Genomic DNA, 23,317 nt, shown 5'->3' on the forward strand with positions numbered 1-23,317 from the left:
TCGGACACAGCACCCAAATCTTTGATTGGGTGTTAAACAGAGATCGAACAAAAAGTATTACCGAGGAGAAAGGCGCAGATGCCTAAGATCGTTTTTGTTGAGCCGGATGGCACCGAAAAAGAATTCGACGTCGCCGACGGTTTGTCCGTTCTGGAAGCCGCCCATAAAAACGGCATCGACCTTGAAGGTGCGTGCGAAGGTTCGCTTGCGTGCTCGACCTGTCACGTCGTTCTGGATGAAGACTGGTTTGATAAACTTGACGAGCCGTCAGAAGATGAAGAAGACATGCTTGACCTTGCTTTTGGCTTGACCGAAACCTCGCGTCTTGGCTGTCAGATCATCATGAGTGACGAACTTGATGGCCTGCGTGTTAAGCTGCCGTCAGCGACCCGCAATATGATGGTCGACAAGTAAGTTTGACCTTCTTTTTGACCGGATGCACATCGTGGCATTCGGCCACCAAAGGAGACTGATATGCGCTGGACAGATATTCAGGACATCGCGATCGAGCTTGAGGATGCCCATCCTGAAAAGGATAACCTCAACCTGCGCTATACCGACCTGCACAAATGGGTCTGCGCGCTTGAAGGGTTCGACGACGATCCCGAAAAATCGAACGAGAAAATTCTCGAAGCCATTCAGATGGCCTGGATCGACGAACGCGAAGATTAAAATCGCGCTTGGGTGATGTGTCATTCCCGCGCAGGCGGAAATCCATCGCACCATCGTTCCATATCGTTAAGGCCAGCCCGGAAATATTCCGCAGGCTGGCCTTTTCATATCCGCATATATGCATAACCGATCAGAGCAGGGCGACCATGAACCAAACCTTCACCGACATCATCCCGGCCGACAGCCTGTTTGGCAAATTGCGCGCCCAAGCCCCCGATGCATGGCAAAGCTATGTCTGCCATGATTTCATCAAGCAGCTTGGCAATGGCACGCTACCCGAGGCATCGTTTAAGCATTATCTTATTCAGGATTACCTGTTCCTGATCCAGTTTGCGCGTGCCTATGCGCTGGCGGTTTATAAGGCCGAAGACCTAAGCACGATGCGTCAGTTTTCCGGCACTGTGCATGCGATCCTTGATATGGAAATGAGCCTGCATCTTGAATTTTGCAAAGGATGGGGGCTTTCCGAGGCTGACATCATCGCAGAGCCCGAAGCACGGGCGTGCGTCACCTATACGCGCTATGTGCTGGACCGGGGCGTTCAGGGCGATGTGGTGGACCTTCAGGTCGCTCTGATGCCCTGTATGGTGGGCTATGCCGAAATCGCAAACCGCTTGATGGCAAGTTCTGATACAGTGCTTGACGGCAATCCATATCGGGCATGGATTGAAATGTATGCGTCCGATGAATTTCAGGATGTGGCAAAGGCCGAAATTGATCTGCTGGAACATACCGCGGCCAAGCGCGGCGGGCATGCCCGGATCGAAAGCCTGACCCAAACATTCGCCATGGCAAGCCGCCTTGAAGCCGATTTCTGGCAAATGGGACTTGATCTGGCAAAATAGGGTGAAATCCCTTATATGAGTGCAAACCGAATTTTACGGGTGGTTTGAAGGCCACCCGTTGCCTTTTGTCTTAACCTCTTGTCGCTGCGGCCTTGACCCGCGGATGGGTGAGAAAAAATGAACTCTCTTGGCTTTGATAAAGCCCCGGAAGATACCCGCGTGGTTGTTGCCATGTCGGGCGGGGTCGATAGTTCCGCTGTTGCGGCCCTTCTTAAATCAGAAGGCTACGACGTGGTCGGCATTACGCTTCAGCTTTATGATATGGGGGCCAATGCCCCGACCCGTGCGAAATCCTGCTGTGCCGGGCGTGACATCTATGATGCGCGCAAGGTGGCCGAGGATATCGACATTCCCTACTACGTGCTTGATTACGAATCACGCTTCCGCGAAGAAGTGATTGATGATTTTGCCGACAGCTATATGCGCGGCGAAACCCCGATCCCCTGCGTGAAATGCAATCAGACCGTCAAATTCCGCGATCTGCTGGAAACCTCGCACGACTTGGGTGCGGACTGCATGGCGACCGGCCACTATGTGCAGCGTAAACTGGGTGCCAACGGGCAGGCGCAACTGCACCGTGCAGCCGATGCCAACCGCGATCAAAGCTATTTCCTGTTTACCACCAAACAGGAACAGCTCGATTTCCTGCGCTTCCCGCTCGGCCATTTGATGAGCAAGGCCGAAACCCGTGCTTTGGCCGCCAAGTTCGGCCTTGAAGTGGCCGACAAACCCGACAGTCAGGACATCTGCTTTGTCCCGGATGGCAAATATGCCCGTCTGGTCGAACGCTTACGCCCTGAGGCCGGTGAACCCGGCCAGATTGTTGACGTTGATGGCAATGTCATGGGCGACCACCGGGGGCTTATCCATTACACGGTTGGTCAGCGTCGCGGCCTGAACATCGGTGGCACAGCAGAACCGCTTTATGTCGTCAAACTGGTGCCCGAAAAACGTCAGGTCGTTGTGGGGCCGAAGGCCGCTTTGGCCAAGAAACTGGTCTATGTCAAAGACCTCAACTGGCTTGATGGCGATCAGATTGATGAAAACGGCGTTGAAGTCGAAGTCAAACTGCGTTCGGCCATGCAGCCGACCACAGCCACCGTTTACCCCGAAGCCGCCGGTGAAGCCCGGATCGAGCTTCACGATGCCCAATTTGGCATCGCGCCGGGGCAGGCGGGTGTGTTCTATCAGGGTGAGCGCGTCCTTGGTGGCGGCTGGATCACCCGCGAAGAACTGATGGCCGGGGCGGCAACCGCGGCCTGATCCCCAATGGATCAGCGACGGATCAACGATTACTGTGGGCGAGGGCAGATGTTCCTCGCCCACTGGTTTTGTGGATATCTTTTTTGATCAAAACGTCAAAAAGGCGCTTGACGGGGAGCCATCCCTGACTTAAAAACCGCCTCGTTCCAAACGTCACGGAACACCACAGAATATCCTGTGGCCGAGTAGCTCAGCTGGTTAGAGCAGCGGAATCATAATCCGCGTGTCGGGGGTTCAAGTCCCTCCTCGGCTACCACCCTTCTTATAATAAGCTGTTAAATCAATGGCTTATGATAAAAGTGCCCCACGCTAAAAACAGGCGTGGGGCACTTTTACCATTCCATGGCCGCAAGGCGGGCTGTGGCGGACTGGGCGAGTTTCCAGCGTTCCGCGCCACGGGTATAGATTTCGCTGGTCTTGGGGCTGGCGTGGCCGTGGATGCTCATGACCTCATAGACCGTACATCCTTCCTCGGCCAAAAGCGCACCGGCTGCTTTGCGGATGCCATGGCTTGACCTGTTTTCAAGGCCAGCGGATTCGCACCATTTGTGCAGGCGATTGCGCAGACCTTCGGGGGATCGATAGGGTTTGCCATGTTCGGTCAAAAGATATGTCTGGCCCTGCACCGTGGTTGCGCGGGTCGCGTTGAGCAACGGCGGCAACATCGGAATTTCCACAAACCTTGCGTTTTTCTTTTGCGGTTGCCAGCCAATGCCGGTGATACCGCCGCGGGTAAATTCATTTCCCCGGCCAAGGCGCACGGCATCACTGATGCGGCATGCGGTGAACATGAACAGGGTCAGGCATAAATGTGCTGGCGTGCCTGGTGGGTGGGCCTCGCGGTATTTGCGCAGGTCTTCGACCGTCCATGGCACCGCGCCGATGGCACGTTCGCGCAAAGGGGTTAGTCCGGTACCGGGGTTCACGGCCACCATGCCGCGTTCGGATGCCCATTTGAACATCACCCTCACGGCTTTCATCATATTGTTGGCCTTGGCCGGGGTGTCGCGCATCTGATCACGGATCAGGATCAGGCGGCCTTGCGGGATCGCCATGTCATACTGGCCATACCGATCGCCATCATCGCCGCGCATGTCGCACAGCCCCATCAGAAGCCCGCGCTTTTGCTTGAGCGTCAGGACGGATGCCTGCCCGTTGGCGACATCGCGTTCAAGCGCATTCAGGAAACTGATCACCAGCCAGTCAAGCGACCCGCGCACGGTGGCGTCAATCGGTTCGGATTCGGGTTCAAGCTGAATGCCTGCCCGTGCGGCGCGGTAATGTTCGTCAAAGCGCGGATGATCCGGGGTGACGTGCAGCCGGATCTTGCGGGCCTTGTTGCCCTCGACCCGGACGCGATAGCGCGTCTGCCCGCTTGGCAGGGTTTCGGCCCAAAGCCCCGGATAATTGATCTTCATGCGGTCGCCCGTTAATCCCATTGTTTCGGGCCAACAGTGTTATCGTTCACCGCCGGGCGGTCAACGCTGTTGTAAATCAGGCGCACCCCCTCGGCTGTGACAATGATTTCACAGACATTCAGGCCGCACGCGCTGGCGGCCTGAATGACGCGCGTGACCGATGCCTTGGTAACAGCGGCCTTCTTGGTCATAAGCTATCCTTCCTTGCATTTTCCACGGGTGATTTCACGTTCGGCGGAGCCCAGCCATGATCCAACGGTCTCGACGCGCCTTTTATCGATGATGTCAAAGCCGTTGGTGCACATGCCGTATTTGGTGACTTCGTCATTGAGCCACCGTGTGCGGTCTTCGTCGCTGTAGCCATGAATGACGACCGCGTCATAGACGAATTCGGTATCGCTGAGCGCGATAAACCGCGTTTGCGTCAGCCGGTCCTGACTTTCACACCCCATCATGGTCAAGCCCCCGAGGATCACCGCTGTCATCCCCATCCATCCGTGATTTTTCATTGCAACCTTCCTTGACAATTGTGCCGATCACAACAACGACCGGTCGTATAAGGTCGCGTGAATTGCGCGGTTTGGCAAGGTGGCAGCGATCAAACCATGATGCGCCTGCCGGGGTGGTATCAATGGTGAAGCATTGCGGGCCGGTGCCATCGGCGACCGGAATGGCGATGACCGGGCGGTCTGGCGCCGGGGTGGCGTCGGTGAAATCAATCCGCACCGGCCTGCCATCGATCATGAAAACAGCCTGCCCATCGGCAAGCCCCGGCCATCTTGGGTCATTGGCGGGATCATTGGCGGGCAGCAAGGCGGTCGGTTCGACGCTGTAATCAGAAAGCGCGCGGGCCTGCCCGGCGGCGCGGTCCTGTTTGATCTGGGCCAGCAACGCATCGCGCACCGCCGAAAACCGGGTTTGCAAGATTTGGCTGGCGCGGGAATTGATGGCGCGCATGTCGTCGCGCGTTGGCCGCCAGCGGGGCAGGCGGGTTGGCAAGCTGCCGCGCCGCCATGCGGTGAAGACCGAAATCACTTCTTTCCTGACTTCGGCGGCGCGCCTGGTGCGGGCGAACATGCAAATCAACAAAGCCTGTTCTTCGTTCAGCCAGTATTCTTGGACTTCACGCTGCCCGCCTTTGCCGATGGTGATCATCGCCCCACGGTGGGGCGTTGATCCGTAAGTCTTTAATTCTTCGATGTTTCGTTCGACAAGATCACGAATTTTACGCGGTCGGTCAAAGCCGAGCCGTTCGCCCAATCGCCGCACACAGATGCGGGGTTTGGTTTCGGCGGTGTGTTTTTCCAGATCGGAGACGGACAGAGTCCGGGCGTTGGTTGGAGTGTTCATTGTTTTGGTCCTTTGTATAGATGGACCCGAACACCCCTCGCCAAAAGGGTGGCCGGGCAACAACAGGTTGGCGAACCGGTACAAAGGAACCGGCAGACCCGAGGGTCTCCCGTTGCGCCCGACCATAGTAAAACCGCGCTGCATGAAGCTAGGCGCGGTTCGAGCGCCTTTGTTTTCCGGGTCGCCAAACCCGGTCATGGAAACGTCCATGACACCGGGGATGCTACGCCGATCATGCTGTGCGGTCAAGAATGTCATGTTATTCGACCTCAAACCCGGCGGCTTTGACGGCGACGATCATGTCGGCGCGTTCAAGGGCAAGGGTATCTGGATCAAGGGCGGCCCATGTTGGCCCGTCCCATCCGGAAAACTCTTTGATGTGGGCCTGCTTGCTGTCAAAGCGGGCCTGTGCCATGGCGTCAATCTGGGCGGCGGTGATTTTGCCGATGCCTTCACGTTCAAAGACCCAGCCAAAGGTGACGGGTTCACCGCCGTCACATTCCCCCGCCGGAAGGTCCAACGGCACGGCTGCATATTTCCGGGTCATGCTGATTGCTCCATCTGATAGAGGCTGCTTTGTGCGACGTTGGCGCGGACAAGGGCGGCGGACAAAGGCGGGCAGACGGCGTTGCCGCATTTGGCGACCTGTTGGGATTTGCTGAATTTAAAGCCGTCGCCTTCGCGATCGCCGATCTTGTAATCGGCGGGGAAACCTTGGGCGGCATAAAGTTCACGCGGGGAAAGCATGCGCATGCCGATATCGACGATCTGATATTGTTCGCCCTTGATGGTGACCAGTCCGAAACGGTCGTGGCCGGTGACAGTGCCGAGCGGATCGCGGCAATCCTGCCCGCCCCCGGTGCCATAGTATTTCATCAGGAAGGCACGGACTTCACCAACGTGGTTTCCGCCGGCGGTGACGGTTGGCATCGGGTCGGTGGCCGGTTGCCCGTCCTTGCAGGTGCCGCGCAGTTTCACCAGGTGCGAAGCGCACAGGGCGGTTTTGCCATCTCCACCCGCCGTCACGGCCCCGACCGGATCATCGGCGGCATTGCCGGTTGATTTGCCAAATTGCCGATCCAGATGCACGGCCACCACACCCAACGGATTTGCGCCCCCGGGGCGGGCCATTTTGCCGCCGCTGGTGATGGTCGGGATCGGGGTTGTCATGTCACACCCGGTTGCGCCATTGAGGAACTTGGTCACGTGCGCGGCAACCACGGCCTGCTGTGATCCGGTGTTGGTCACGGTCGATACCGGATCGGTTGCCGATCTGCTGTCGGCGGTTGTGTTGTTGTGCTGTGCCATGAACGCCAACGTCAGGTGTTCCTCTTCACCGCACCGTGGGCATTCTGCAGGCGCAAGGGTTGCAATGCCGGTTGCGTGTGGGTCTTGGAAAGTTTCGCCGCATTCTTCGCAACGATAGTGCGGTAGTTCTTTGTCCGCTGGTTCCATCCGCGCACTAACAACCGCCATGCCGCCGCCCTTTGGCGTGGCCGTCACGGTGCGCAGCGGTTCGTTGGCATCCATGGTGCCGTTTTCGTTGCTGGCGTGCTGGACGTGCTGGATAAAGGGTTGCACCAGACCGTGCCCGTCCCGCGCAGCGGTTACTGTCTTGAACGGGTCATCAACGGACTGGCCACGGAAATAGTCACCGCTGTGATTAACCGTCACGACGAACGGTTTGGCGGCATCAAAGACGAACTTCTGCAACCCGCGATGAATGCGCTTCATGGTGTTGTCGGCAAGCGGGCGTTTGAGCCGCAGCTTTTTGGCGTCCGCCGGGTCCATGAAGATCGACGGGCAGGGCAGGGACCAGTCAATGATGTCGGCGGCAACCGGCCAAGGTTTCAGGCGTTTGGCCTTGACGTCCGGTGATCCCGGTTTGCCGTGGGTCGGGGCGGGCCAGACTATTGGCAGCCCGTCACAGCGCGCAATCAGAAACAAACGTTCGCGGATGGTTGGGGTGCCATAATCGCAGGCCCGCAAGACGCGATATTCAACCGCGTAGCCAAGGCGTTCAAGCTGGCTGATCCAATGGCGGAATATCTTCCCTTTGCGTTGCTTGCAGGGCTGACCGTCCTTGGTCAGCGGTCCCCAGTCGGCAAATTCTTTGACATTTTCCAGCATGATGATGCGCGGGCGGGCCTTTGCCGCCCAGCGCACCACGACCCACGCCAGCCCCCGGATCTTCTTTGACCGGGGCTTGCCGCCCTTGGCCTTGGAATGATGAGTGCAATCGGGGCTGAACCATGCCAGCCCGACGCGCCGCCCCTTGCACACCGCCAGCGGATCAACCGCAAAGACATCTTCGCACAGGTGATGGGTGTGCGGGTGGTTTGCCTGGTGCATGATGACGGCATTGGCATCATGGTTGATCGCGATATTGACCGGACGGCCCAGCGCCATTTCAATGCCGGTCGATGCCCCGCCGCCGCCCGCGAAATTATCAACGATCAGTTCATCATCAAGATGCCATTGGGTCATCTGGTTCATGCGACCTGTTCCTTTTTGTCGGCATCATCGTCATTTGATGCGGTGATGTGGGGCGGGTATCCGGCACTGGTCAGGGCGGCGTTGGCCTGATCGATCAGGTGGTGGAACCAGTTGGGGTCGGCGCATTGATAGGTTGCACCGCCCATTTCGAGGGTCATTACCATGACGCCGGGCCTTTGGCTGGTGGCGTTGTGGCGGTAGCTGTCGCCTTTAATGTGTTCCACGGCCTTCGCGTTTGACCCAATGTCAATATATGCGGTGACGTGGCTGTCAAAGGTTGGTTGGGTCATGCTGCTGCCCCCTTGATTTCAAGAAATTCGTGGGCATTGGCAGACCGTTCAGCTTCATCGCGGGTATAAAGGCCCGCCCTGCTGGTGTCACAGCTGTACCCGCAATTCTGAGTGCCGTACCAAGCCTGCTTTTCTTTGTGCCAGATGCGGAATAGGGGTTGGTTGCCAAATAGTTTCTGGCGGAGCGTCTCGGCCCGGTGGAAGTCCATCGTGGCGATTGCTTTGAGCATCTGTTTTTCAAGGGCGGATCGCCGCACCCGTTGATTCCGCCTGTCCCGCAGGTTGGCGGGTTGGTGTATAGAGATGTCGAACGACGCGATGTTGCGTATCGAATATGGCCCGGTCACCACCCACCACATGTTGTTGATGTTGTAATAGGCGGTTCCGCGCAGCCAGCGGCGGCCCTTGCTGTCTCTGATCCAGACCTGCATACCGTGGGTGACTATTCCGCCATCGGCGCTTTTGTTGTTATAGCTGGCGTCGGATCCGCTGGGATAGCCAAGCGTTTTATCCAAGTGCCAGCTTTGGGCGTAGTTATGTTCAATGAACTGCATCGCAGTTGATCCGCGTGGCCCGATGTCTTTTGACCCGCCCTGCTTGTCACTCAGGCGATAGCCGTGGCTGGCATGCAGATGCGCGGCAGCCTTGGAGATGAACCAAATGGTTTGCAGCCGCAGCAGGTACGGCATGCGGGCAAGGATATCAAATTCATGCTCGCCGCCATGGGGGTTGGAAACGTTGGCGACGTTCTGAAAGAACTTGATTTCAAGGTGCCGCCCGGAAATGGAAAGTTTCGCCTCAAGCTGCCCGCGTCGGCAGTGCCTGTGATACTTGTTCAGTATCCGATAGTGCTTTTTTATCCGTTGGTCAGACCTTACGGTCCACCCCCACCGGCGCATCAAGTTCACCAACGGGCCAAGCACTTCGGAAAGCATGTCTTCATCGTCAACGGTTTCTTCCCAGATGCTTATGCTGGAATCGTGAATTTTGATGTATCCATTGTTGCGCGGATCAATGCCCCGCGACATGAAGTCGATGCGGCGGCGTACAAGCCCGTCGAAAAATAGCGGTGTCATTTCCATCACACCACCTCACATTCTGCGTTGCGATCAGGGAAGGTAAGCTGGGTCTGTTCGACCCATGCGGCCCCTGTGCCCGGTTCATTTTCGCCATAGCGGAAGGTCACCAGAATGCGTTTGGCATCGAGCGCCAGCGTGCAAATCGCGGCCTTGATCGTGCCGTGCAGGTTGGCGCGATAGCCGCAATTGCCCGCGATCAGAACGTTGACCCGTTCATTGGCATGGGGCAGGGCGCAATCGGTGTGGCGCGGGGCCAGCCCGGCGTTGCGCCGCGCGGTCGGGCTGCTGATGGCGTCATCGGGTGGAAGGAAATAAAGCGGGCCGACTTTGGGATCGTTGGCCGGGGTGCGTGTGTAGATGGGGATGTGCGTAACGTTTGACTGTTCCATGGGTCTTTTCCTTGCATGCCAATCGCGGCCTGCTGCCCGATCACAACCGCGATCAGGGCAGCGCACGCGAAAATCAGGATTGAGGACGGGCGGGGCATCAGGCTGCCGACTGCCCGGACTTCACCAGTTCGGCTTCTGCGCCGTTGGGGGCATTGCCGGGCTTGGTGTCGTTCGCCGGTTTGGGCGGGCGTTTCTTGCGCGGCAGTTTCAGCCAGTCGGGCAGGCGGGTGACCGGATCGTCGCGCATGGGCATTTGAACGCCAAAGAAGTCAGGGGCCGCGCCGCTTCGGATCACGATTGGCTGGCCATCCGACGGCGGTGTGAAGATATGCAAGGCAGGCGCCGGGGAACATGCCGGGTTGATCGCCCTGATCGCCTTGGTAAACCGCGCAATCAGCTTGCCATTCATGGCGTAGTCTTTGGCTTTGCCCCGCCCATTGCGCGGGACCACCCGTTTCCATTCCGGGAATGTGCCATCAATCGCTTGGCAGTATCCAACGGCCATGTGACGCGGGATGATTTCGGTCGGGTCGAAACTGGGGTGGGTCACATCGTAATAGCCCAGCATGTTGTCCGTGAGGTAGACGCTGTCGCCGACGAAATGAAGATGCCCGGCATCCTTGCGGTTGAGCATCGTCAAGAACGATTTCGGGACCGGGCATATCCACCCCGTCTTGCCGACGAAAATAGCCTGGTCATCGCGGACCGATGCCAGCGTGTGCCCACCGGTCGCGGTCATGGTGACCCCGCCATCCTTGTGCGGTTCGATGTAAACCCCGTTGAGATAAGGCCGGGATTCCTCGGTGCTGATGAATTGCCATGCGGCAAAGAACCGTTTGGCACACACGGTGATGCGCCGTTTGGTCGGGTCAAAGTCGTCGTTCTTTTTGTGGATGGTCATCGCAAAAACACCCTTTGCTGGTTGATGATGCCGCAAAGGGTGATCTTTGAAATCGCATTTGTCAACGAATAATCCGCATTATAATGCGAATTAAGTTTTCAAACATTCATGCCGCGGCGTCGTTGCTGCGGGATATGGCGGCTGTTTTGTGGGGAATTATGCCTGTTACCCGATAGGGAATCGGATCGCGGCTTTGCGGGATCAGTACCGGTTTGTCGTGCGAAAGTTGGGTGATGGTGATGCCGTGCGCGTCATGGTGGCAGAATTTACCGATTTGAAGTCTGCCATCACTGGTTGTTATGACGATATCTGCGTTCTGAAAAAATGGATAATCCGGTTCGAAAAACCGCTTTACAAACAATTGGTCGTGCGGTTTGAAACGCGGAAACATGGCGGTTGTATCCACCGTTATGCGGGTCAGCGCATGGCTGGTATTTGTCACAGAGCCCCCTGACACCCCCATTTGGGGATGATATACTATACGCCTGTATGATTAATAGACCCTGCCTGCGCGGGCGGCGGGTGCGGCGTTTACGTCGGGCGCTGTGCAACCAGCGTTGTTTGATGGTGGTGAGACACCATCGGCCACCCGTCATTCGTGCTGTCATCCGGGGGTTGATTAAAGTTTTCCCGAAAACATCGGCAATGGATACTGTTTTGAGGGATAGGCTTTTGGTCAAAGAGTCCGCAAAGGTATAGGTCGTGCTCTATGTGCGGATATAAGAAACCCGTCCGATGCGGTCTATATCGTTGCTCTTTATACTGACTTTAAGTTGCGGGTCGGCATAGCTGGTGCCGGTGAAGCCGCGGTCCGCGGTATATTCCATGCACTGCAATATGCGTATTTCACCCGATGTCAGAATGATCACGCAATCATCGCCGACGGCGGTGTTTTCTTCGGGGTTGGCGATCAGCACTTCGTACATTTTAAAGCGCGGAACCATGTCGGCGGCGGCCATGCTGACGGCAAAGGCGCTTTCGGAAAGTCCAACCGTGGCCGGGACTTCGACAAAGGCCACCGGGTATGGCGTGTTGACCATGCGCCCGGCATTTACCCGCCCATATACCGGCACCATGGAATGTTTGGATTCGCGTGTGGCAGGTTCGGTGTTTGCCGGGCCGTCGTCGGGAAACCGCGGCGTATCGCGGCGGCTGGTCAGGCCCAGTGTCGGGCCAAACAGGTCCGTCAGTGGCATATGCAGGGCATTGGCCGCCTTGATCTTGGTTTCCAGCGTCATATCGCGGGTTGTGGCATTCCGGTAATTGCGAAACGTGCTTTCGCGCAGGCCGGTCAGGGCCGCAAGCGTTGTATTGGCCGTTTTGGTGCGCTTCATATAGTCGTCAAAAGTTTTGCGCTGATTCTCGACCGGGTCCTGCATCAACGGATGTCCATTTTTCGCGGGTTTGCTGTTGGGTTTGGGCATACTGCACCGCCTTTATCTGTCCGGCGACCGCATTTTAATGCGAAAACGCATTGACAGTCGCATTATAGTGCGATTAATGTTCGTGCATCATGAACATCGAAACAGTTTTAATCCGTATCCGATCCTATCGCCGTCTGAACGGCCTGAATGCGTCGCAACTCGCGGCGCGGGCCGGGATTGCCGACACGACGCTGCGCGACATGATGAACGGCAAGTGGAACCCGACCGTCAAAACGCTGCGTCTTATCGAAGCGGTCATCCCGCCGGAATTCATGATGAATGCCAATGACGATGATGCGCCGTCCGATCCTGCTTGTTCGGGTGCCGTGGCCGCCAAGGCGGACCGGGGTGACGATCAGCACAAGGCGGCCTGACGGCGGGCTTTGGTGCCGCACCCCGGATCGGGTGTTATCCGGGCCGCTGACTTTTGAAACGTGCCACAGATCAGGAAACAGTTTTATGCCGAAATCACCCTTGGTTGCCCATCTTTACACAGAACCCTTTCAGGTTGCATTTTCCGCCGCGTTTGGCGATTGCGTTGGCACCTATGGGGGCGATGGCAAGATCACGCTTTCTGAACTGAGCGATGCGACGGGAATTAAAACCCGCACGCTTGAAGCCTATCGCGACGGGGAAACCGCACCGCGCGGGCTGGTTCTGTTTCAGTTGATGGAAGTCTTGCCCGCCCGGTTTACCAACCGGTTGCTGGCCCAGATCGGCATGGGCGGGGCGCGCAAAATGTCGCCTGAGGAAATCGACTTTCACCAGATCGCGCAAGGGGCGGCGGAATATACCAGCGCGTTTGTCAATCACATGTCCGATGGCCGGATCGATCACGTCGAAAAGATCGAGGAAGTCGACCTTGCGCGCAAGCTGCATGACAACCTTGGTCAGTTCCTGTTGCGCCATGACGGCCCGAAATCCGCTGACCAGACCGATGCCCGGACCGACGCCAAGACATCGAAAATCGTCAAGATGGCCGGGGGTGCGCAATGAGCACCCCTGTTAAATCCGATCCGCTTGCCGGTCTGATTGCCGCCAACAAGGCGTTTTTGCAAACGGTGATTGCCGAATGCAAAGACCCGCATTTGCCGCCCGATACCGATGTTGACGAATATATCGATATGCTGTCGGCCTATCCGCGATCGGTGCGCCGGTCCCTGACCGGGGCCAATGCGGCGATTGTCGAGGTCTGCCGTGCGCTTAAGGCTGCACAGGATGGTGCGCCATGACCGCCCAACGCAAGCCCGTCCTGCCGCTGGCATCCGTGCCGACCCCGGCCAATGATGTGTTGCCGCGTGCGACCCTGTCATTGCCCGGCGTCACACAGCAAATCGGGTTTGGCCGGCGGCGCCGGACCAGCCCGGTCGCGGTCGAGGTCAAGCTGCCGCGTGCGGTCAATGTCATGGATGTGGCGGAGGCTGCGATCTTCCCGCGCCTGTTCTGGGGCATTTACGTCAGCACGGAATTTTCGCAAGACGATCCCGACAACGCCCGGATCGCCAAGGCATTGCAGCGCGACATGCAGGTCTATGCCGATCTGATGACATCAACCCAGTGGCCCGATTTCCGGCGTGAAATGGATACTGGCGCGATGTCGGCAATGGCGGTTCTGACCAACTGGCAAATCGGTGCGTCCGGCGGCTGGAACATGCTTAAGGTGTTTGCCGTCATTTACCTGCTGATGCTCTGGGTGGATCGCCATGCCGCGCAGGCGATGTTCACCACCGATTTTGAAGCCATCGCATCAGAAGTCCTTGATCACATCCACGAAATGCACGGCGATGATTTCGCCAAGGTCGCGCCATCCGCACACCGGATGCTTCCAAAAGTCATCCGGCAATTGAAAGCCTGCGGCCTGTTTTGCTGGCTGCCGGACTATCGGGGGATCGAAGAATGACCGCCCTTGCCAAAGTCCAGACCGGCCTTGGGGCCATGATGTTGGGTGGTCGATCGAAAGGAAAGGCTGTTGTCGGGAACGCGCTGGTCGAGAAGGTGCGCGAACGCCAAGAGAACGATTTCTACCCGACCCCGCCAGAGGTATTCGAAGCCCTGTTTCGCCGGTTCCCGCATTTGGCAGGCACGCGGATCTGGGACCCGGAATGCGGCGATGGTGTTCCGGCGCGTGTGATGGAAAGCCATGGCTGCAAAGTGATTGGCACCGATCTGATTGATCGTGGCTATGGCACCGGCGGGGTTAATTTCCTGTCGGTGGTGCGGCCCAAGGCGGGCACGATCATCACCAATCCGGCCTATGACAAGGATCACCCCGCCAGCTTTATCGAACATGCGATGCGCATGCATATCACCGAAATGTGGTTGCTGCTGAAATCGACCTACTGGCATGCCGCCAACCGTCAGGGGTTGTATCGCCGCCATCGCCCGAAATGGAAACTGGAACTGACCTGGCGGCCTGATTTCCTTGGGCTCAATCGCCCGACCATGGAATGCGCGTGGTTTGGCTGGCACATCGATCATACCCGCCCGGAAACCTATCACGATCTTCTGGCCAAACCTTCGATGGATAACCTTGATCTGTTTGCGCCCGATCCATCGGGGCGGGTGGTCCATTACCGCAATGACAATGACAATGACGATGCAAAGCCCGACCTGTTTCCGGGCCACGCGGCAACACCGGACATAGCGGCAAAGACGGGGTGACGTGCCTTTGCCGGTGTGGCTGTGCCGCACTTGATTGAAGTGACCCCGGCTGTCGGGGCGGCATTTGGCCGATAGGACAGACAGGGATCAGACGGTGAGTGACCTGATTTGAAAATAACCCCGTCATCCGGTGGGCCTCATTCCTCCCTAAGTTCCTTGGAGGCCGCGACCGGACCTTGAACCCCGTTACCCCGCTTGATCGCAGGGTCGGGGTTTTGGGGTGCAACGCCGATGCGTTCGGTAAACGCGCTTGAACCCCGGAGACTGACAATGCAACGCGCAGGTAACGCCTGCAGATGAATATCAGAACAACCGCTGAGAAAGGCGGATACGAGCAAACCTTAAGCCCCTTACCCGTCCTCGGGTGGGGCTTAAGGCAATAGGAAGGCCGGGCCGTTTTTTTATCCCATGTTTGTCCGTGGTGTTGGTCCGGTTCTTCCATCTTTTATGCGTCTTAATCATGTGAGGGTGACATGACCAAGCCTGAAATCTCCTTTGAAATGCGCAAAGCGCTGATCGCAGCGGCCCACGCCAACAATATCGACGGGCCGCGCGGGCGGGCGTTGTTGGTGATCCAGACATGGAACGGTTGCGGGACCGAATATGTCCCCCATCGTCATGTGGTTTTGGTGGCGGGCCGCTATATCCCGGTGGCCGGGGCGGTTGATATCGCCAACGAAATCCTTCTGAATGCCGATCTGGGTACGCACCGCATTGATTATCCCGGTGCCAAGTATCAATCGCCGTGGCTGAACGGGGCCAATGATAACACCCCGCTTGCCGGTACCCGTCCTGTCCGCGCCGATCACATGGGGGGCGTGTGACATGGCCGTCCGATCCTTTCGCCAGCACCTTGAAATCTCCCTGCGCGAAGCCGCCAACGACAATCTGGATGTTGACGCAACCGCAGATACCATCATCACCGATTTGCGGGTGGCGGGCTTTGCCATCAAACGCGCCTGTGATCCGGTGGATTACGCCCTGCCGATTATGGTGATCCACAGCCCGGACAAGGGCACGGCGGGCAGCTTTGACGCCCTGCCGCACGTCAAGGCCGCCTCGGTCGATGACCTTCTGGGCCATGCTGGCTGGCTGGTGGTCTGGACCGAACATGGCCGGGCGCGGTCGGCATGGTTTGACCATGAAGGCGCATCGCGCAAGCTGCCCGATTACCGCGTGGTCAACCCGAAAACGCCGTGTGCCGGTTCTGCTTATGTCCCATTGCCCAACGGTAAATTTGTGGAGGTGGCGTGATGGAAGAGCCAAAGCTAGAAGCTAGTCATTCCTTTATCTGCGATAGCTTGCGTTCGGCAAATCTGATGCGGCAAGCCGAATGGGACCCTGAAAGCAAACTGAGCCTTTCGTACAAAGGTAATGAAATGGCTGGTGAAGTCGGGGAGGCCTGCAATCTGGTCAAAAAGCTTGATCGTGAACGGATGGGGCTTGCCGGGTCGCGCACGACGGTCGAGCGGCTGGCCGAGGAACTGGCGGACGTGGTGATCTGTGCCGATCTGGTTGCGATTGATGCGGGGATTGATCTGGCTGATGCCGTGATACGCAAGTTCAACGCAACCTCGGAAAAGAATGATCTTCTAACCCGCTTGGCTTCCCGTGCGTTTGGAGGTCCGGATCAATGACCATCATCTATATCGCAGGGCCGATCAGCGGCCTGCCGGATGGCAACAAACCGGCGTTTGATCATGCGCAGGATATGCTGACCAAGGCTGGTCATATTGTCATGAGCCCGCACAGCCTGCCGTTCGGCATGCCTGAATCATCCTATATGGATATCTGTCTGGCGATGGTGCGTGCGTGTGAGCGTGTGGTGTTGCTTAAAGGCTGGGAAAACTCCCTTGGTGTCGCGGCGGAACAGGCGCTTGCCCATAAGCTGGGCAAAACCGTCGGCGTGATCCATTTCGATCACATTACCGACCCGGCGGACCTTGTGGAGTTGGCGGCATGAGCGGTGATATTCTGGATCGGATGTTGGGGCGTTTGACGGGGTTTTCATGGTCGGGGTCTTTGGATGACCCCGTTCCAACAATGATAGCGTCGATGCCCGAACGCAAAAAGACGGATCGGTCCGATGTTCCGTGCCCGTCTGACAACGAGTTGATCGACGTCTATGGCTCCGGCCCGGTGCCGATTGAACTGCGGCGGGGTGGGTCATGAGCAGCAAAATCATGGACTTTGCGCTAGAAGGCGAGTTTGTCGAGGCGGCTGACGGCACGGTTGGGTTGGTCCATGGTCAGCGCGGAAACCCCATCTTTGGCATGATTACGGTTGTCGAGTGGTCCGGCTTTGGGCGTTCGGGCACGGAACACACTTTCATGGCCGAACATGACCAATCCGGGCGTGTCATGATGATCGAAACTGTTGACCCGACTATCGCCGTTGACCCTGAAATCTTTCGGGTTGCCCGTGTTCTGGATGTGCGGCAAGTCCTGCAGCCGAGATTTGATTGTTCAACGCTTGATCCGATGCGCCACACCGCCACGCTTGTCTGTAAAAAGCATGGTCGTCGGCTGCGGGTCTATTGTGACCGTGCCGGGGGTTTCCCCGCCTTCGCGGTCGAGTATCGGGATTTGGTGCTGTGATGTCACCTTATCCGTTCCAGAACGCTTTGGGGCAGGGTCGTGTTGACGGCGATCTTGCGCAGGTCAAGGTCCTTGTCGTCGAGGTGCCGTTGAAGCATTTCGCATTCGAGGCTGATCGACGTTGTCAGGGTTTGCAAGTGGTCGGTCGCCTTGGCAAGCAGGATGCTGTCGGGGGTGGCGTCCATCTGGTCGCCGGGGATTTCAAATTCAGTCACCCCGATTTTGATGGTGCCGAAATCATCCGTCGGGACGGATACCTCACCGGTCATCACATGGTCGGCGTCGATCTGGAAGCTGTTATTGACCTCGGTTGTGCTGGTGATCGTCTGGATGGAAATGCTTGTTTGGCATTTTTCCGGGCTCATGCGCATTTTGTTGGTGGCCGCAAGGATGGCATCGATCACGACATGGGCGGCGATGCCTTGCGCGATTTTGATGCTTTTGCATCCGATCAGGCTGATCCCCGGAATGCCGCCAACAACGATACCGTCGCCCACGATCGGGCTGATGGTAAACGCGATGGTGTGAATGCGCGAACCTTGCTGCATCCGAAAGGCATGTTCCAGCGTGATATTGAGCATGACGGTATCCCCCGGTTGTGTGATGTGCGTGATGATGCCCACAAGGTTGTGGGTACGTCAATATTGACGAATACGACAGACGGGATTATAGTCCCTGCATCCGCGCCATTGGTGCGGGCAGTCACGGCAAAATCCGTGGCCGGGATTGGCGTCCTGTCTGTCAAACGGCGTCCGAACCGCGCCAAAAGTCCTTTTGCGCGGTTTTCCTATGGTCGGGCGCGTGGGAGGGCCTTGCGGCCCGCCACTCCGTTTGGTGGTAACGCCAATCCTGCGCGTCCGGCCACCAGGGATTGGCGTCTCCGGTGGCTGGTTAACCCAGTTCAAACGGAGGCTACCATGTCTGATCATGGCCAAGGGGCGAGTCTGCCCGCAAAACTGACATTCCAAGATACCGACTTAACGATTATCGACCGCGACGGGGTTCAATGGCTCACCAGCGCCGATTTGGCGCGGGCGTTGGGTTATCGTGAGACCAAGAAGGTCGCCAGCCTATATCATCGTCGCAAAGGCGAATTTTCGGACGCGATGACACGGGTGCTCAAATTGAGCACCGGCAGGCAAATCGCGGAATCCAACCACCGTGTGTTTTCGCTTCGAGGTGCTCACCTCGTCGCCATGCTGGCCAAGACAGACCGGGCCAAGGATTTCCGGCGCTGGGTGCTCGATGTGCTCGAAGGGCAGACGGCCCCGGTGCCTTCGGCTGTGCCCGACATGGCGGCCTTGCGCCATCAGGTGGTGGGCGATGTGGTGGCCCTGATCATGGAAAAGATCGGGTCGCAGCTTGCCGCCCCGGCCCGGACTGATGCCCAACCCGATACCACCTTTGATGCCCCGTCCAATGCCCATATGCCGCGCCTTGAAGACGGGCATGCGGTGTTTCGCATGGATGGGCGCCTGGTGGTTGTTGATACCCGCGACGGTGCGCCGCGCCGGGGTGAACGGGCGGTTGTGATCCGCGTCGAAGACGGCAACCAGCCGCAAATGGTGACAATCCTTGGCGATCCGCCGGTCACATCATGGTTTGACCGCTGCAAGATTTATGATTCCGGCGTCCCCTATCACATCCCCGTCGGGGTCGTGATCGGGCGCGTTATTTGGGAGGGTGCTTGTCATGGGTGAAGCAATTGAACGTGTGCGGGAAAAGGCCGATTTGATCGCCAGATGCGGTGTGTCCGTTCTGTCGGAAGATAGCGGGCTTTTTGCCAGTGATCTGCGCGACCTGCTTATCGAGAATGCCCGACTGCGTGCGGAGCTTGAAGCCAGTTGCGAAACCAAGGCCGCGTATATCGGTGAATTCTCATTCGGCTTTCCGGTGTGGGAAGAAGACGAATGCGGTGAGCCTGTCGAGGTGATGCGCAATGTGAATGTGCCTTGGACTACCATCAAGGAAATCATGGCAGCCATACGAGACTATGCCGCGAAAGGGGGTGCGTGATGCTATTTCTGCCTTTCAAGACCGCACGTTTTTTTAAAGTCGGCTGTCAGAAAATAACTGGATATGGAGTATTTCAGTCGGTCTTTAATCGTATTTTCGCGCAGCATCTGCGTGGCGCATTTATCGGTTTGGTTCCGGTCTTGGGCAAGTGCGATCCCAAGATATCCGCGCGTGGTGAAAGTGGCGTTGGTACAACCCCACATAGTCAGCACAAAGGCAATGACCTTGACAGAATTATCCAACGGCTTTTTTGCGGCTTTGTAGGCAAAGGCCAGTGTAGCGATAAAGAAGAAATTCAGCATAGCTGGGGCCATCATCCCGTAGATCGAAAAGGCCAAGAGGAAAGCGGCGGCACCTTGCGCCGAAAGAGACGCCGACCACGTCACAAGGAATATCGTCGAATTTATGGTCAGCGATACCAGAAGTACCGTTCTTGCGTAAGGCGTAACGCCAGGCATGTCTTTGATCATGTTTTGTCTTCCCAGTCGGTGCGGCGCTCATTCTTGCCCACATTCCGTACTCTGTCCATCGGGGGTGCGTGATGTTCTCTGATGACGCAATCAAGTTGCTGCGCAACCTGCCATCCGAAATGGATGAAGTTGCCCCTTATGCGGCCTATATCTGTGACGATATCGGCATGGAAAAGGCCGAATTTCTTGCCCATTGCCGCAAGTTCCGTGATCTTGGGTATGCCCGGATATTGATGCTTGTTGATTTGGATGACGGAACGCCCAAAGGGTCGGCCTATGCCCGGACTGAAAAGGGTGATGTGTTTCTGACCCTTTCGCTAGGGCCGGGGTGGAAGGATGCAGTGTGAATAATGAAGAAATCGCGGCCTTTATTGCCGATGCATCCACCTATCAGAAACATGGCCTGCGTTGGCAGCGGTTGAAACGGCGCGCATGGCAGCAGTTAAATCAGAAGGACATTGACGCCGCAAAGGCGCGCGGGGAGGGTGAAAAATATGTCATCGCAACTTGATCAATTATTCGCACCGGTTAACGACGATGGCCGCGAAACAACGTTAGACCGGGTTTTTCAGGTTGATGAAGAGCCCAACAATGTCGAGGCCGAGGTTCAACTGCTGTGCAGTTTGATGTTTCGCAATGACGGCTTTGACCAGGTGGCGGACCTTTTGACGCCGGATCATTTTTATGATGGGGCGCTGGGGCGCGTATATGGGGCCATCAGCGCGCTGATTGTGCGCGGGGACAAGGCCAATCCGGTGACGTTAAAGCGCGTCATACCCGACCATACGGACGTGGTGGCCCAGATCGCCGGGTGTGACATCATTTCGGTGATGAACAACGTGGAATATGCCCGGATCATCATCAACATGTGGCAGCGGCGCGAAATGATCCGCATCGGGCGCATAATGGCCGAGGATGCCAGTTCGGGCGATATGCTCGATGATCCGCATGGCATTCGTGAAGATGCCGAGGGGGCTCTTTTTGCGCTTGCCAGTGGCACTCAGACGGAAAACGGGGCGATGTCGCTTGGCGATTTTTCGCGCAGTAGCCTGCAAGACATCAGCGAAGGCATTGACGCGGCGCGGCGCGGTGAAGTGACCGGGGTTCCGAGCGGTTTGACCAAGCTTGACGAATTGCTTTCGGGGTTTAAGCCGGCACAGTTGATTGTTCTGGCGGGGCGGCCATCGATGGGGAAAACCGCGCTGGCGCTGTCGTTGTCCTATAACGCCGCGCGCGATCAGACCAAGCGAAAGACAGGCGCGGTTGCGTTTTTCAGTCTTGAGATGTCCAAGGGCGAGTTGATCGAGCGTCTTTTTTCCAGCGTGTCGGATCTTGATTATACCTATATCAACAAGCGTGCGCTCAATGACCCGGATTACGGGCGGCTTGTCAAGGCCGAGGATACGCTGCGCACGGTGCCGCTTTATGTTGATGACAGGGCGGCGGCGACGATTGCGCGGGTGCGCACGGAATGCCGAAAGATCGCCCGGAAATCGGGGGGCATCAAGCTTGTGGTGATTGATTATTTGCAGTTGATGTCAGGGGGCAACGCCTTCCGGCCCGGTGATCGATATGCCCTGATTACCGAACTGACGATGCAGTTAAAGCAGCTTGCCAAGGAATTGCATGTGCCGGTTCTGGTATTGTCGCAACTGTCGCGCAAGGTCGAGGAACGCGACGACAAAAGGCCGCAGCTTTCGGACCTGCGCGAAAGCGGATCAATCGAACAGGATGCCGATGTGGTGATGTTTGTCTATCGTGAGGAATACTATCTTGAGCGGGCCGAGCCGGTGCAGAAGGCCAATGAAAGCCTTGATAAGTTTGGTGAGCGATACACGCAATGGCAGGAACGGCTTAGCATCGTGCAGGGCACGGCAGACATCATCATCGGCAAGGCACGCGGGGCGCGGATCGGGTCGGTGCGCTGTGCCTTTTTGGGGCATCGGCAACGGTTTTCAAATCTTGAACGGGTGGCGTGATGAAGGGATTTGTTGCAGGGCAGCGCAGCCGGTTTGAGCATCCTCTTTTCCGGGCGACAAAGACGCGGCCTTATTGCCGTGGCTATGCGTGGGACTGGATAGTTGCGCATGCCATTTGGTCGCCTGACGGGTACGATGATGACGTTGGGGGCAGGGTCGTGAAGCTTGCGCGCGGGCAGCTTTCCTATTCCATCCGGTTCATGGCCGAGAAATGGGGCTGGAGTAGAACCGCAACGGAACGATTCATAAAGCGACTTGAAACCGAGACAATGATCAGGACAGCAACCGGGACAGGCCAGCTTGTTATAACCGTTTGTAACTATGACAAATATCAGGCCGAGCAGGAAGAAAGCGGGACAGCAACCGGGACAGCAACCGGGACAGCAGCGGGACAGCAGCGGGACAGCAGCGGGACAAAGAATAATAAAGATAATAAAGATAACACCGATCAGGGCCATCAGGCCGGTTCGGTTTTCAATCCGTCCGCTGCGTTTGAGGCTTGCCAGAAGATGCTGGACGATCACGGCTATGACCGTGGTCGGTTTGAGGTCAGCGCCGGGTCGTATGAGGCGATGATCAATCTGTTGCGCGATGGTGTTCCGGTTCATGCGCTTTCGGCGGCGGCGGGGTCTGTTCCGGCCAACCGGGCAGCGGACATCACCATGCCGCCCAGCTACATCGCCAAGATATTCCGCGAGAACAGGGATCGCTTCATGGCCATTCCGCCGCCCGATCCCGGTATGGCGGCCTATGGCAAGGCCGTGGCGCAATGGCAGGCCGATGGCAGGCAGGGGCAGATGCCCCGCATCGAAGATTACACCACGATCAGGAAGGCGGCGAACGATGGCTAAGCAGGATGTGATGGATATTTGGGCAGCCCTGCAATGGGTGGTGCGTGATCAGAAAGCCGACAAGGCATTTGCCGCCAATGACGATGCGGTGATGCTAGTGCCCGGTGGATCGGTGACCGGGGCGGTGATGCGCATGGGGGAACTGAATGCCCGGATTGATGGGGGTGGCGCCATCACGGGGGCGGAACTGGACCCGGATGCCGAACGCATCTGGCTGGCGGTGTTGATGATGGTGCGGCAATGGCGCCACGGTGGCCTGCGCGATCAGATCGGCAATGACATCACCCCGCAGATGCAGCGTGCCATGCTGCGCCTTGCGCGCCACGATCATATCAACCCGGTTTATGCTGCCATTGATGCGGCGCGATCGGGCGATATGCCTGAATGGTATCGGCTTGACGGTGGCAGGACGCGACGCGAGGTCGAAGAATCGCGGCTGTATTATGTGCTGGTGTGGGATGTTCTGGCGGTTTTGTACTCGACCATTGCGGCATCCGGTGGCATGGGTATTACGGTTGAAATGCCCAGCATTCCGCGCCTTCCATGGCGGTCGCGCAAAAAGGTGTTTGACAAGGCATCATGATCCGCGCTATTGACTTTGGTGTCGAAGCGATAC

General features: G+C 57.4%; 36 protein-coding genes and 1 tRNA gene. 23 read left to right on the forward strand and 14 right to left on the reverse strand.

The features are described 5' to 3' along the window. Window positions 1–78 precede the first annotated feature (78 nt). From COO92_RS16085 to COO92_RS16105, 5 genes are all read left to right on the forward strand, one after another. A complete protein-coding gene (locus COO92_RS16085) occupies window positions 79–414 on the forward strand; it encodes a ferredoxin family 2Fe-2S iron-sulfur cluster binding protein (RefSeq protein ID WP_022733519.1) in 336 nt (111 codons plus the stop codon). 60 nt (window positions 415–474) lie between these two features. Continuing rightward, a complete protein-coding gene (gene iscX / locus COO92_RS16090; RefSeq protein ID WP_022733520.1) occupies window positions 475–672 on the forward strand; it encodes a Fe-S cluster assembly protein IscX in 198 nt (65 codons plus the stop codon). 146 nt (window positions 673–818) lie between these two features. Then, entirely contained in the window at window positions 819–1,517 is a 699-nt protein-coding gene (tenA, locus tag COO92_RS16095; protein WP_101303724.1) for a thiaminase II, read from the forward strand. Between the two features lie 117 nt (window positions 1,518–1,634). Further along, window positions 1,635–2,780, forward strand: coding sequence for a tRNA 2-thiouridine(34) synthase MnmA (gene mnmA / locus COO92_RS16100; RefSeq protein ID WP_022733522.1), 1,146 nt, complete (start codon window positions 1,635–1,637; stop codon window positions 2,778–2,780). Window positions 2,781–2,959: 179 nt separating this feature from the next. Further along, window positions 2,960–3,036: transfer RNA gene (locus tag COO92_RS16105), tRNA-Met, on the forward strand. A gap of 76 nt (window positions 3,037–3,112) precedes the next feature. Here the strand turns inward: COO92_RS16105 and COO92_RS16110 are convergent. From COO92_RS16110 to COO92_RS16170, 12 genes are all read right to left on the reverse strand, one after another. Further along, complete coding sequence (locus COO92_RS16110) at window positions 3,113–4,198, reverse strand: tyrosine-type recombinase/integrase (protein ID WP_101303726.1); 1,086 nt, start codon at window positions 4,196–4,198, stop codon at window positions 3,113–3,115. An 11-nt stretch (window positions 4,199–4,209) separates the two neighbouring features. After that, window positions 4,210–4,389 carry a hypothetical protein gene (locus tag COO92_RS16115; RefSeq protein WP_101303728.1) on the reverse strand — a complete coding sequence of 60 codons (180 nt, stop codon included), beginning with the start codon at window positions 4,387–4,389 and terminating at the stop codon, window positions 4,210–4,212. Between the two features lie 3 nt (window positions 4,390–4,392). Then, complete coding sequence (locus COO92_RS16120; RefSeq protein WP_165792378.1) at window positions 4,393–4,683, reverse strand: hypothetical protein; 291 nt, start codon at window positions 4,681–4,683, stop codon at window positions 4,393–4,395. Next, on the reverse strand, window positions 4,640–5,548 hold the full coding sequence (locus COO92_RS16125; RefSeq protein ID WP_101303732.1) for a hypothetical protein: 909 nt from the start codon (window positions 5,546–5,548) through the stop codon (window positions 4,640–4,642). Before COO92_RS16125 ends, COO92_RS16120 begins: the two co-directional genes overlap by 44 nt. Before the next feature lie 259 nt (window positions 5,549–5,807). Next, window positions 5,808–6,095: a hypothetical protein gene (locus tag COO92_RS16130; protein ID WP_101303734.1), complete on the reverse strand. Its 288-nt coding sequence runs from the start codon at window positions 6,093–6,095 to the stop codon at window positions 5,808–5,810. Further along, entirely contained in the window at window positions 6,092–8,044 is a 1,953-nt protein-coding gene (locus COO92_RS16135) for a DNA cytosine methyltransferase (RefSeq protein ID WP_101303736.1), read from the reverse strand. The genes COO92_RS16130 and COO92_RS16135 overlap by 4 nt, the downstream gene beginning before the upstream one ends. Next, a complete protein-coding gene (locus COO92_RS16140; protein ID WP_101303738.1) occupies window positions 8,041–8,334 on the reverse strand; it encodes a hypothetical protein in 294 nt (97 codons plus the stop codon). The genes COO92_RS16135 and COO92_RS16140 overlap by 4 nt, the downstream gene beginning before the upstream one ends. Then, window positions 8,331–9,416 carry a hypothetical protein gene (locus COO92_RS22095; protein ID WP_101303740.1) on the reverse strand — a complete coding sequence of 362 codons (1,086 nt, stop codon included), beginning with the start codon at window positions 9,414–9,416 and terminating at the stop codon, window positions 8,331–8,333. The genes COO92_RS16140 and COO92_RS22095 overlap by 4 nt, the downstream gene beginning before the upstream one ends. Next, window positions 9,416–9,802, reverse strand: a complete 387-nt coding sequence (locus COO92_RS16150) for a hypothetical protein (protein WP_101303742.1) — start codon at window positions 9,800–9,802, stop codon at window positions 9,416–9,418. Before COO92_RS16150 ends, COO92_RS22095 begins: the two co-directional genes overlap by 1 nt. A 97-nt stretch (window positions 9,803–9,899) precedes the next feature. Continuing rightward, window positions 9,900–10,703 carry a hypothetical protein gene (locus tag COO92_RS16155; protein WP_109789104.1) on the reverse strand — a complete coding sequence of 268 codons (804 nt, stop codon included), beginning with the start codon at window positions 10,701–10,703 and terminating at the stop codon, window positions 9,900–9,902. A 106-nt stretch (window positions 10,704–10,809) separates the two neighbouring features. Beyond that, the gene (locus COO92_RS16165; RefSeq protein ID WP_101303748.1) at window positions 10,810–11,145 is read right to left on the reverse strand and encodes a hypothetical protein; all 336 of its coding nucleotides are present in this window, start codon (window positions 11,143–11,145) and stop codon (window positions 10,810–10,812) included. A gap of 265 nt (window positions 11,146–11,410) precedes the next feature. Beyond that, window positions 11,411–12,127 carry a hypothetical protein gene (locus COO92_RS16170; protein WP_101303750.1) on the reverse strand — a complete coding sequence of 239 codons (717 nt, stop codon included), beginning with the start codon at window positions 12,125–12,127 and terminating at the stop codon, window positions 11,411–11,413. An 89-nt stretch (window positions 12,128–12,216) separates the two neighbouring features. Between COO92_RS16170 and COO92_RS16175 the strand changes: the two genes are divergently transcribed. The 11 genes from COO92_RS16175 (at window position 12,217) to COO92_RS16225 (ending at window position 17,385) form a co-directional block, all read left to right on the forward strand. Continuing rightward, window positions 12,217–12,501, forward strand: a complete 285-nt coding sequence (locus COO92_RS16175; RefSeq protein WP_101303753.1) for a helix-turn-helix domain-containing protein — start codon at window positions 12,217–12,219, stop codon at window positions 12,499–12,501. An 85-nt stretch (window positions 12,502–12,586) separates the two neighbouring features. After that, on the forward strand, window positions 12,587–13,123 hold the full coding sequence (locus COO92_RS16180; RefSeq protein ID WP_101303755.1) for a hypothetical protein: 537 nt from the start codon (window positions 12,587–12,589) through the stop codon (window positions 13,121–13,123). Further along, window positions 13,120–13,359 carry a hypothetical protein gene (locus COO92_RS16185; RefSeq protein WP_101303757.1) on the forward strand — a complete coding sequence of 80 codons (240 nt, stop codon included), beginning with the start codon at window positions 13,120–13,122 and terminating at the stop codon, window positions 13,357–13,359. Before COO92_RS16180 ends, COO92_RS16185 begins: the two co-directional genes overlap by 4 nt. Then, window positions 13,356–14,027 (forward strand): hypothetical protein, encoded by a 672-nt coding sequence (locus tag COO92_RS16190; RefSeq protein ID WP_101303759.1) that lies wholly within the window; start codon window positions 13,356–13,358, stop codon window positions 14,025–14,027. The genes COO92_RS16185 and COO92_RS16190 overlap by 4 nt, the downstream gene beginning before the upstream one ends. Then, the gene (locus tag COO92_RS16195; protein WP_101303761.1) at window positions 14,024–14,788 is read left to right on the forward strand and encodes a hypothetical protein; all 765 of its coding nucleotides are present in this window, start codon (window positions 14,024–14,026) and stop codon (window positions 14,786–14,788) included. Before COO92_RS16190 ends, COO92_RS16195 begins: the two co-directional genes overlap by 4 nt. Window positions 14,789–15,261: 473 nt before the next feature. Next, complete coding sequence (locus COO92_RS16200) at window positions 15,262–15,612, forward strand: hypothetical protein (RefSeq protein ID WP_101303763.1); 351 nt, start codon at window positions 15,262–15,264, stop codon at window positions 15,610–15,612. Window position 15,613: 1 nt separating this feature from the next. Beyond that, entirely contained in the window at window positions 15,614–16,042 is a 429-nt protein-coding gene (locus tag COO92_RS16205) for a hypothetical protein (protein ID WP_101303765.1), read from the forward strand. After that, complete coding sequence (locus COO92_RS16210; protein WP_101303767.1) at window positions 16,042–16,425, forward strand: MazG-like family protein; 384 nt, start codon at window positions 16,042–16,044, stop codon at window positions 16,423–16,425. The genes COO92_RS16205 and COO92_RS16210 overlap by 1 nt, the downstream gene beginning before the upstream one ends. Next, entirely contained in the window at window positions 16,422–16,751 is a 330-nt protein-coding gene (locus tag COO92_RS16215; RefSeq protein WP_101303769.1) for a DUF4406 domain-containing protein, read from the forward strand. The genes COO92_RS16210 and COO92_RS16215 overlap by 4 nt, the downstream gene beginning before the upstream one ends. Beyond that, window positions 16,748–16,960: a hypothetical protein gene (locus tag COO92_RS16220; RefSeq protein ID WP_101303771.1), complete on the forward strand. Its 213-nt coding sequence runs from the start codon at window positions 16,748–16,750 to the stop codon at window positions 16,958–16,960. Before COO92_RS16215 ends, COO92_RS16220 begins: the two co-directional genes overlap by 4 nt. Then, entirely contained in the window at window positions 16,957–17,385 is a 429-nt protein-coding gene (locus COO92_RS16225) for a hypothetical protein (RefSeq protein ID WP_101303773.1), read from the forward strand. Before COO92_RS16220 ends, COO92_RS16225 begins: the two co-directional genes overlap by 4 nt. A 2-nt stretch (window positions 17,386–17,387) precedes the next feature. Here the strand turns inward: COO92_RS16225 and COO92_RS16230 are convergent, their stop codons facing one another. Then, complete coding sequence (locus COO92_RS16230; protein ID WP_101303775.1) at window positions 17,388–17,966, reverse strand: hypothetical protein; 579 nt, start codon at window positions 17,964–17,966, stop codon at window positions 17,388–17,390. Between the two features lie 336 nt (window positions 17,967–18,302). Between COO92_RS16230 and COO92_RS16235 the strand changes: the two genes are divergently transcribed. After that, entirely contained in the window at window positions 18,303–19,085 is a 783-nt protein-coding gene (locus COO92_RS16235; protein WP_133125079.1) for a BRO-N domain-containing protein, read from the forward strand. After that, entirely contained in the window at window positions 19,078–19,401 is a 324-nt protein-coding gene (locus tag COO92_RS16240; RefSeq protein ID WP_101303779.1) for a hypothetical protein, read from the forward strand. Before COO92_RS16235 ends, COO92_RS16240 begins: the two co-directional genes overlap by 8 nt. 2 nt (window positions 19,402–19,403) lie before the next feature. Here the strand turns inward: COO92_RS16240 and COO92_RS16245 are convergent, their stop codons facing one another. Next, window positions 19,404–19,871 carry a hypothetical protein gene (locus tag COO92_RS16245; RefSeq protein WP_101303781.1) on the reverse strand — a complete coding sequence of 156 codons (468 nt, stop codon included), beginning with the start codon at window positions 19,869–19,871 and terminating at the stop codon, window positions 19,404–19,406. A gap of 71 nt (window positions 19,872–19,942) precedes the next feature. Here COO92_RS16245 and COO92_RS16250 point away from each other — a divergent pair, with 71 nt between their 5' ends. Genes COO92_RS16250 through COO92_RS16265 form a run of 5 tightly spaced genes read left to right on the forward strand, consistent with a single transcriptional unit; the run spans window position 19,943 to window position 23,284 of the window. Then, window positions 19,943–20,218, forward strand: a complete 276-nt coding sequence (locus COO92_RS16250; RefSeq protein ID WP_101303783.1) for a hypothetical protein — start codon at window positions 19,943–19,945, stop codon at window positions 20,216–20,218. Further along, window positions 20,215–20,382 carry a hypothetical protein gene (locus COO92_RS22100; RefSeq protein ID WP_165792379.1) on the forward strand — a complete coding sequence of 56 codons (168 nt, stop codon included), beginning with the start codon at window positions 20,215–20,217 and terminating at the stop codon, window positions 20,380–20,382. Before COO92_RS16250 ends, COO92_RS22100 begins: the two co-directional genes overlap by 4 nt. Further along, window positions 20,366–21,850 carry a replicative DNA helicase gene (dnaB, locus tag COO92_RS16255; RefSeq protein WP_101303785.1) on the forward strand — a complete coding sequence of 495 codons (1,485 nt, stop codon included), beginning with the start codon at window positions 20,366–20,368 and terminating at the stop codon, window positions 21,848–21,850. Before COO92_RS22100 ends, dnaB begins: the two co-directional genes overlap by 17 nt. After that, entirely contained in the window at window positions 21,850–22,701 is an 852-nt protein-coding gene (locus COO92_RS16260) for a hypothetical protein (protein ID WP_101303787.1), read from the forward strand. Before dnaB ends, COO92_RS16260 begins: the two co-directional genes overlap by 1 nt. Then, window positions 22,694–23,284 carry a hypothetical protein gene (locus COO92_RS16265; RefSeq protein ID WP_101303789.1) on the forward strand — a complete coding sequence of 197 codons (591 nt, stop codon included), beginning with the start codon at window positions 22,694–22,696 and terminating at the stop codon, window positions 23,282–23,284. Before COO92_RS16260 ends, COO92_RS16265 begins: the two co-directional genes overlap by 8 nt. Window positions 23,285–23,317 lie beyond the last annotated feature (33 nt).

It is taken from the genome of Thalassospira lohafexi (assembly GCF_002844275.1).
Lineage (GTDB): Bacteria > Pseudomonadota > Alphaproteobacteria > Rhodospirillales > Thalassospiraceae > Thalassospira > Thalassospira lohafexi.

What these genes read in the sequence shown, in the direction of transcription:
- COO92_RS16085 (WP_022733519.1), top strand. Translation starts at nt 79, where the DNA reads ATGCCTAAGATCGTTTTTGTTGAGCCGGATGGCACCGAAAAAGAATTC.
- iscX (WP_022733520.1), top strand. Translation starts at nt 475, where the DNA reads ATGCGCTGGACAGATATTCAGGACATCGCGATCGAGCTTGAGGATGCC.
- tenA (WP_101303724.1), top strand. Translation starts at nt 819, where the DNA reads ATGAACCAAACCTTCACCGACATCATCCCGGCCGACAGCCTGTTTGGC.
- mnmA (WP_022733522.1), top strand. Translation starts at nt 1,635, where the DNA reads ATGAACTCTCTTGGCTTTGATAAAGCCCCGGAAGATACCCGCGTGGTT.
- COO92_RS16110 (WP_101303726.1), bottom strand. Translation starts at nt 4,198, where the DNA reads ATGAAGATCAATTATCCGGGGCTTTGGGCCGAAACCCTGCCAAGCGGG.
- COO92_RS16115 (WP_101303728.1), bottom strand. Translation starts at nt 4,389, where the DNA reads ATGACCAAGAAGGCCGCTGTTACCAAGGCATCGGTCACGCGCGTCATT.
- COO92_RS16120 (WP_165792378.1), bottom strand. Translation starts at nt 4,683, where the DNA reads ATGACAGCGGTGATCCTCGGGGGCTTGACCATGATGGGGTGTGAAAGT.
- COO92_RS16125 (WP_101303732.1), bottom strand. Translation starts at nt 5,548, where the DNA reads ATGAACACTCCAACCAACGCCCGGACTCTGTCCGTCTCCGATCTGGAA.
- COO92_RS16130 (WP_101303734.1), bottom strand. Translation starts at nt 6,095, where the DNA reads ATGACCCGGAAATATGCAGCCGTGCCGTTGGACCTTCCGGCGGGGGAA.
- COO92_RS16135 (WP_101303736.1), bottom strand. Translation starts at nt 8,044, where the DNA reads ATGAACCAGATGACCCAATGGCATCTTGATGATGAACTGATCGTTGAT.
- COO92_RS16140 (WP_101303738.1), bottom strand. Translation starts at nt 8,334, where the DNA reads ATGACCCAACCAACCTTTGACAGCCACGTCACCGCATATATTGACATT.
- COO92_RS22095 (WP_101303740.1), bottom strand. Translation starts at nt 9,416, where the DNA reads ATGGAAATGACACCGCTATTTTTCGACGGGCTTGTACGCCGCCGCATC.
- COO92_RS16150 (WP_101303742.1), bottom strand. Translation starts at nt 9,802, where the DNA reads ATGGAACAGTCAAACGTTACGCACATCCCCATCTACACACGCACCCCG.
- COO92_RS16155 (WP_109789104.1), bottom strand. Translation starts at nt 10,703, where the DNA reads ATGACCATCCACAAAAAGAACGACGACTTTGACCCGACCAAACGGCGC.
- COO92_RS16170 (WP_101303750.1), bottom strand. Translation starts at nt 12,127, where the DNA reads ATGCCCAAACCCAACAGCAAACCCGCGAAAAATGGACATCCGTTGATG.
- COO92_RS16175 (WP_101303753.1), top strand. Translation starts at nt 12,217, where the DNA reads ATGAACATCGAAACAGTTTTAATCCGTATCCGATCCTATCGCCGTCTG.
- COO92_RS16180 (WP_101303755.1), top strand. Translation starts at nt 12,587, where the DNA reads ATGCCGAAATCACCCTTGGTTGCCCATCTTTACACAGAACCCTTTCAG.
- COO92_RS16185 (WP_101303757.1), top strand. Translation starts at nt 13,120, where the DNA reads ATGAGCACCCCTGTTAAATCCGATCCGCTTGCCGGTCTGATTGCCGCC.
- COO92_RS16190 (WP_101303759.1), top strand. Translation starts at nt 13,356, where the DNA reads ATGACCGCCCAACGCAAGCCCGTCCTGCCGCTGGCATCCGTGCCGACC.
- COO92_RS16195 (WP_101303761.1), top strand. Translation starts at nt 14,024, where the DNA reads ATGACCGCCCTTGCCAAAGTCCAGACCGGCCTTGGGGCCATGATGTTG.
- COO92_RS16200 (WP_101303763.1), top strand. Translation starts at nt 15,262, where the DNA reads ATGACCAAGCCTGAAATCTCCTTTGAAATGCGCAAAGCGCTGATCGCA.
- COO92_RS16205 (WP_101303765.1), top strand. Translation starts at nt 15,614, where the DNA reads ATGGCCGTCCGATCCTTTCGCCAGCACCTTGAAATCTCCCTGCGCGAA.
- COO92_RS16210 (WP_101303767.1), top strand. Translation starts at nt 16,042, where the DNA reads ATGGAAGAGCCAAAGCTAGAAGCTAGTCATTCCTTTATCTGCGATAGC.
- COO92_RS16215 (WP_101303769.1), top strand. Translation starts at nt 16,422, where the DNA reads ATGACCATCATCTATATCGCAGGGCCGATCAGCGGCCTGCCGGATGGC.
- COO92_RS16220 (WP_101303771.1), top strand. Translation starts at nt 16,748, where the DNA reads ATGAGCGGTGATATTCTGGATCGGATGTTGGGGCGTTTGACGGGGTTT.
- COO92_RS16225 (WP_101303773.1), top strand. Translation starts at nt 16,957, where the DNA reads ATGAGCAGCAAAATCATGGACTTTGCGCTAGAAGGCGAGTTTGTCGAG.
- COO92_RS16230 (WP_101303775.1), bottom strand. Translation starts at nt 17,966, where the DNA reads ATGCTCAATATCACGCTGGAACATGCCTTTCGGATGCAGCAAGGTTCG.
- COO92_RS16235 (WP_133125079.1), top strand. Translation starts at nt 18,303, where the DNA reads ATGTCTGATCATGGCCAAGGGGCGAGTCTGCCCGCAAAACTGACATTC.
- COO92_RS16240 (WP_101303779.1), top strand. Translation starts at nt 19,078, where the DNA reads ATGGGTGAAGCAATTGAACGTGTGCGGGAAAAGGCCGATTTGATCGCC.
- COO92_RS16245 (WP_101303781.1), bottom strand. Translation starts at nt 19,871, where the DNA reads ATGATCAAAGACATGCCTGGCGTTACGCCTTACGCAAGAACGGTACTT.
- COO92_RS16250 (WP_101303783.1), top strand. Translation starts at nt 19,943, where the DNA reads ATGTTCTCTGATGACGCAATCAAGTTGCTGCGCAACCTGCCATCCGAA.
- dnaB (WP_101303785.1), top strand. Translation starts at nt 20,366, where the DNA reads ATGTCATCGCAACTTGATCAATTATTCGCACCGGTTAACGACGATGGC.
- COO92_RS16260 (WP_101303787.1), top strand. Translation starts at nt 21,850, where the DNA reads ATGAAGGGATTTGTTGCAGGGCAGCGCAGCCGGTTTGAGCATCCTCTT.
- COO92_RS16265 (WP_101303789.1), top strand. Translation starts at nt 22,694, where the DNA reads ATGGCTAAGCAGGATGTGATGGATATTTGGGCAGCCCTGCAATGGGTG.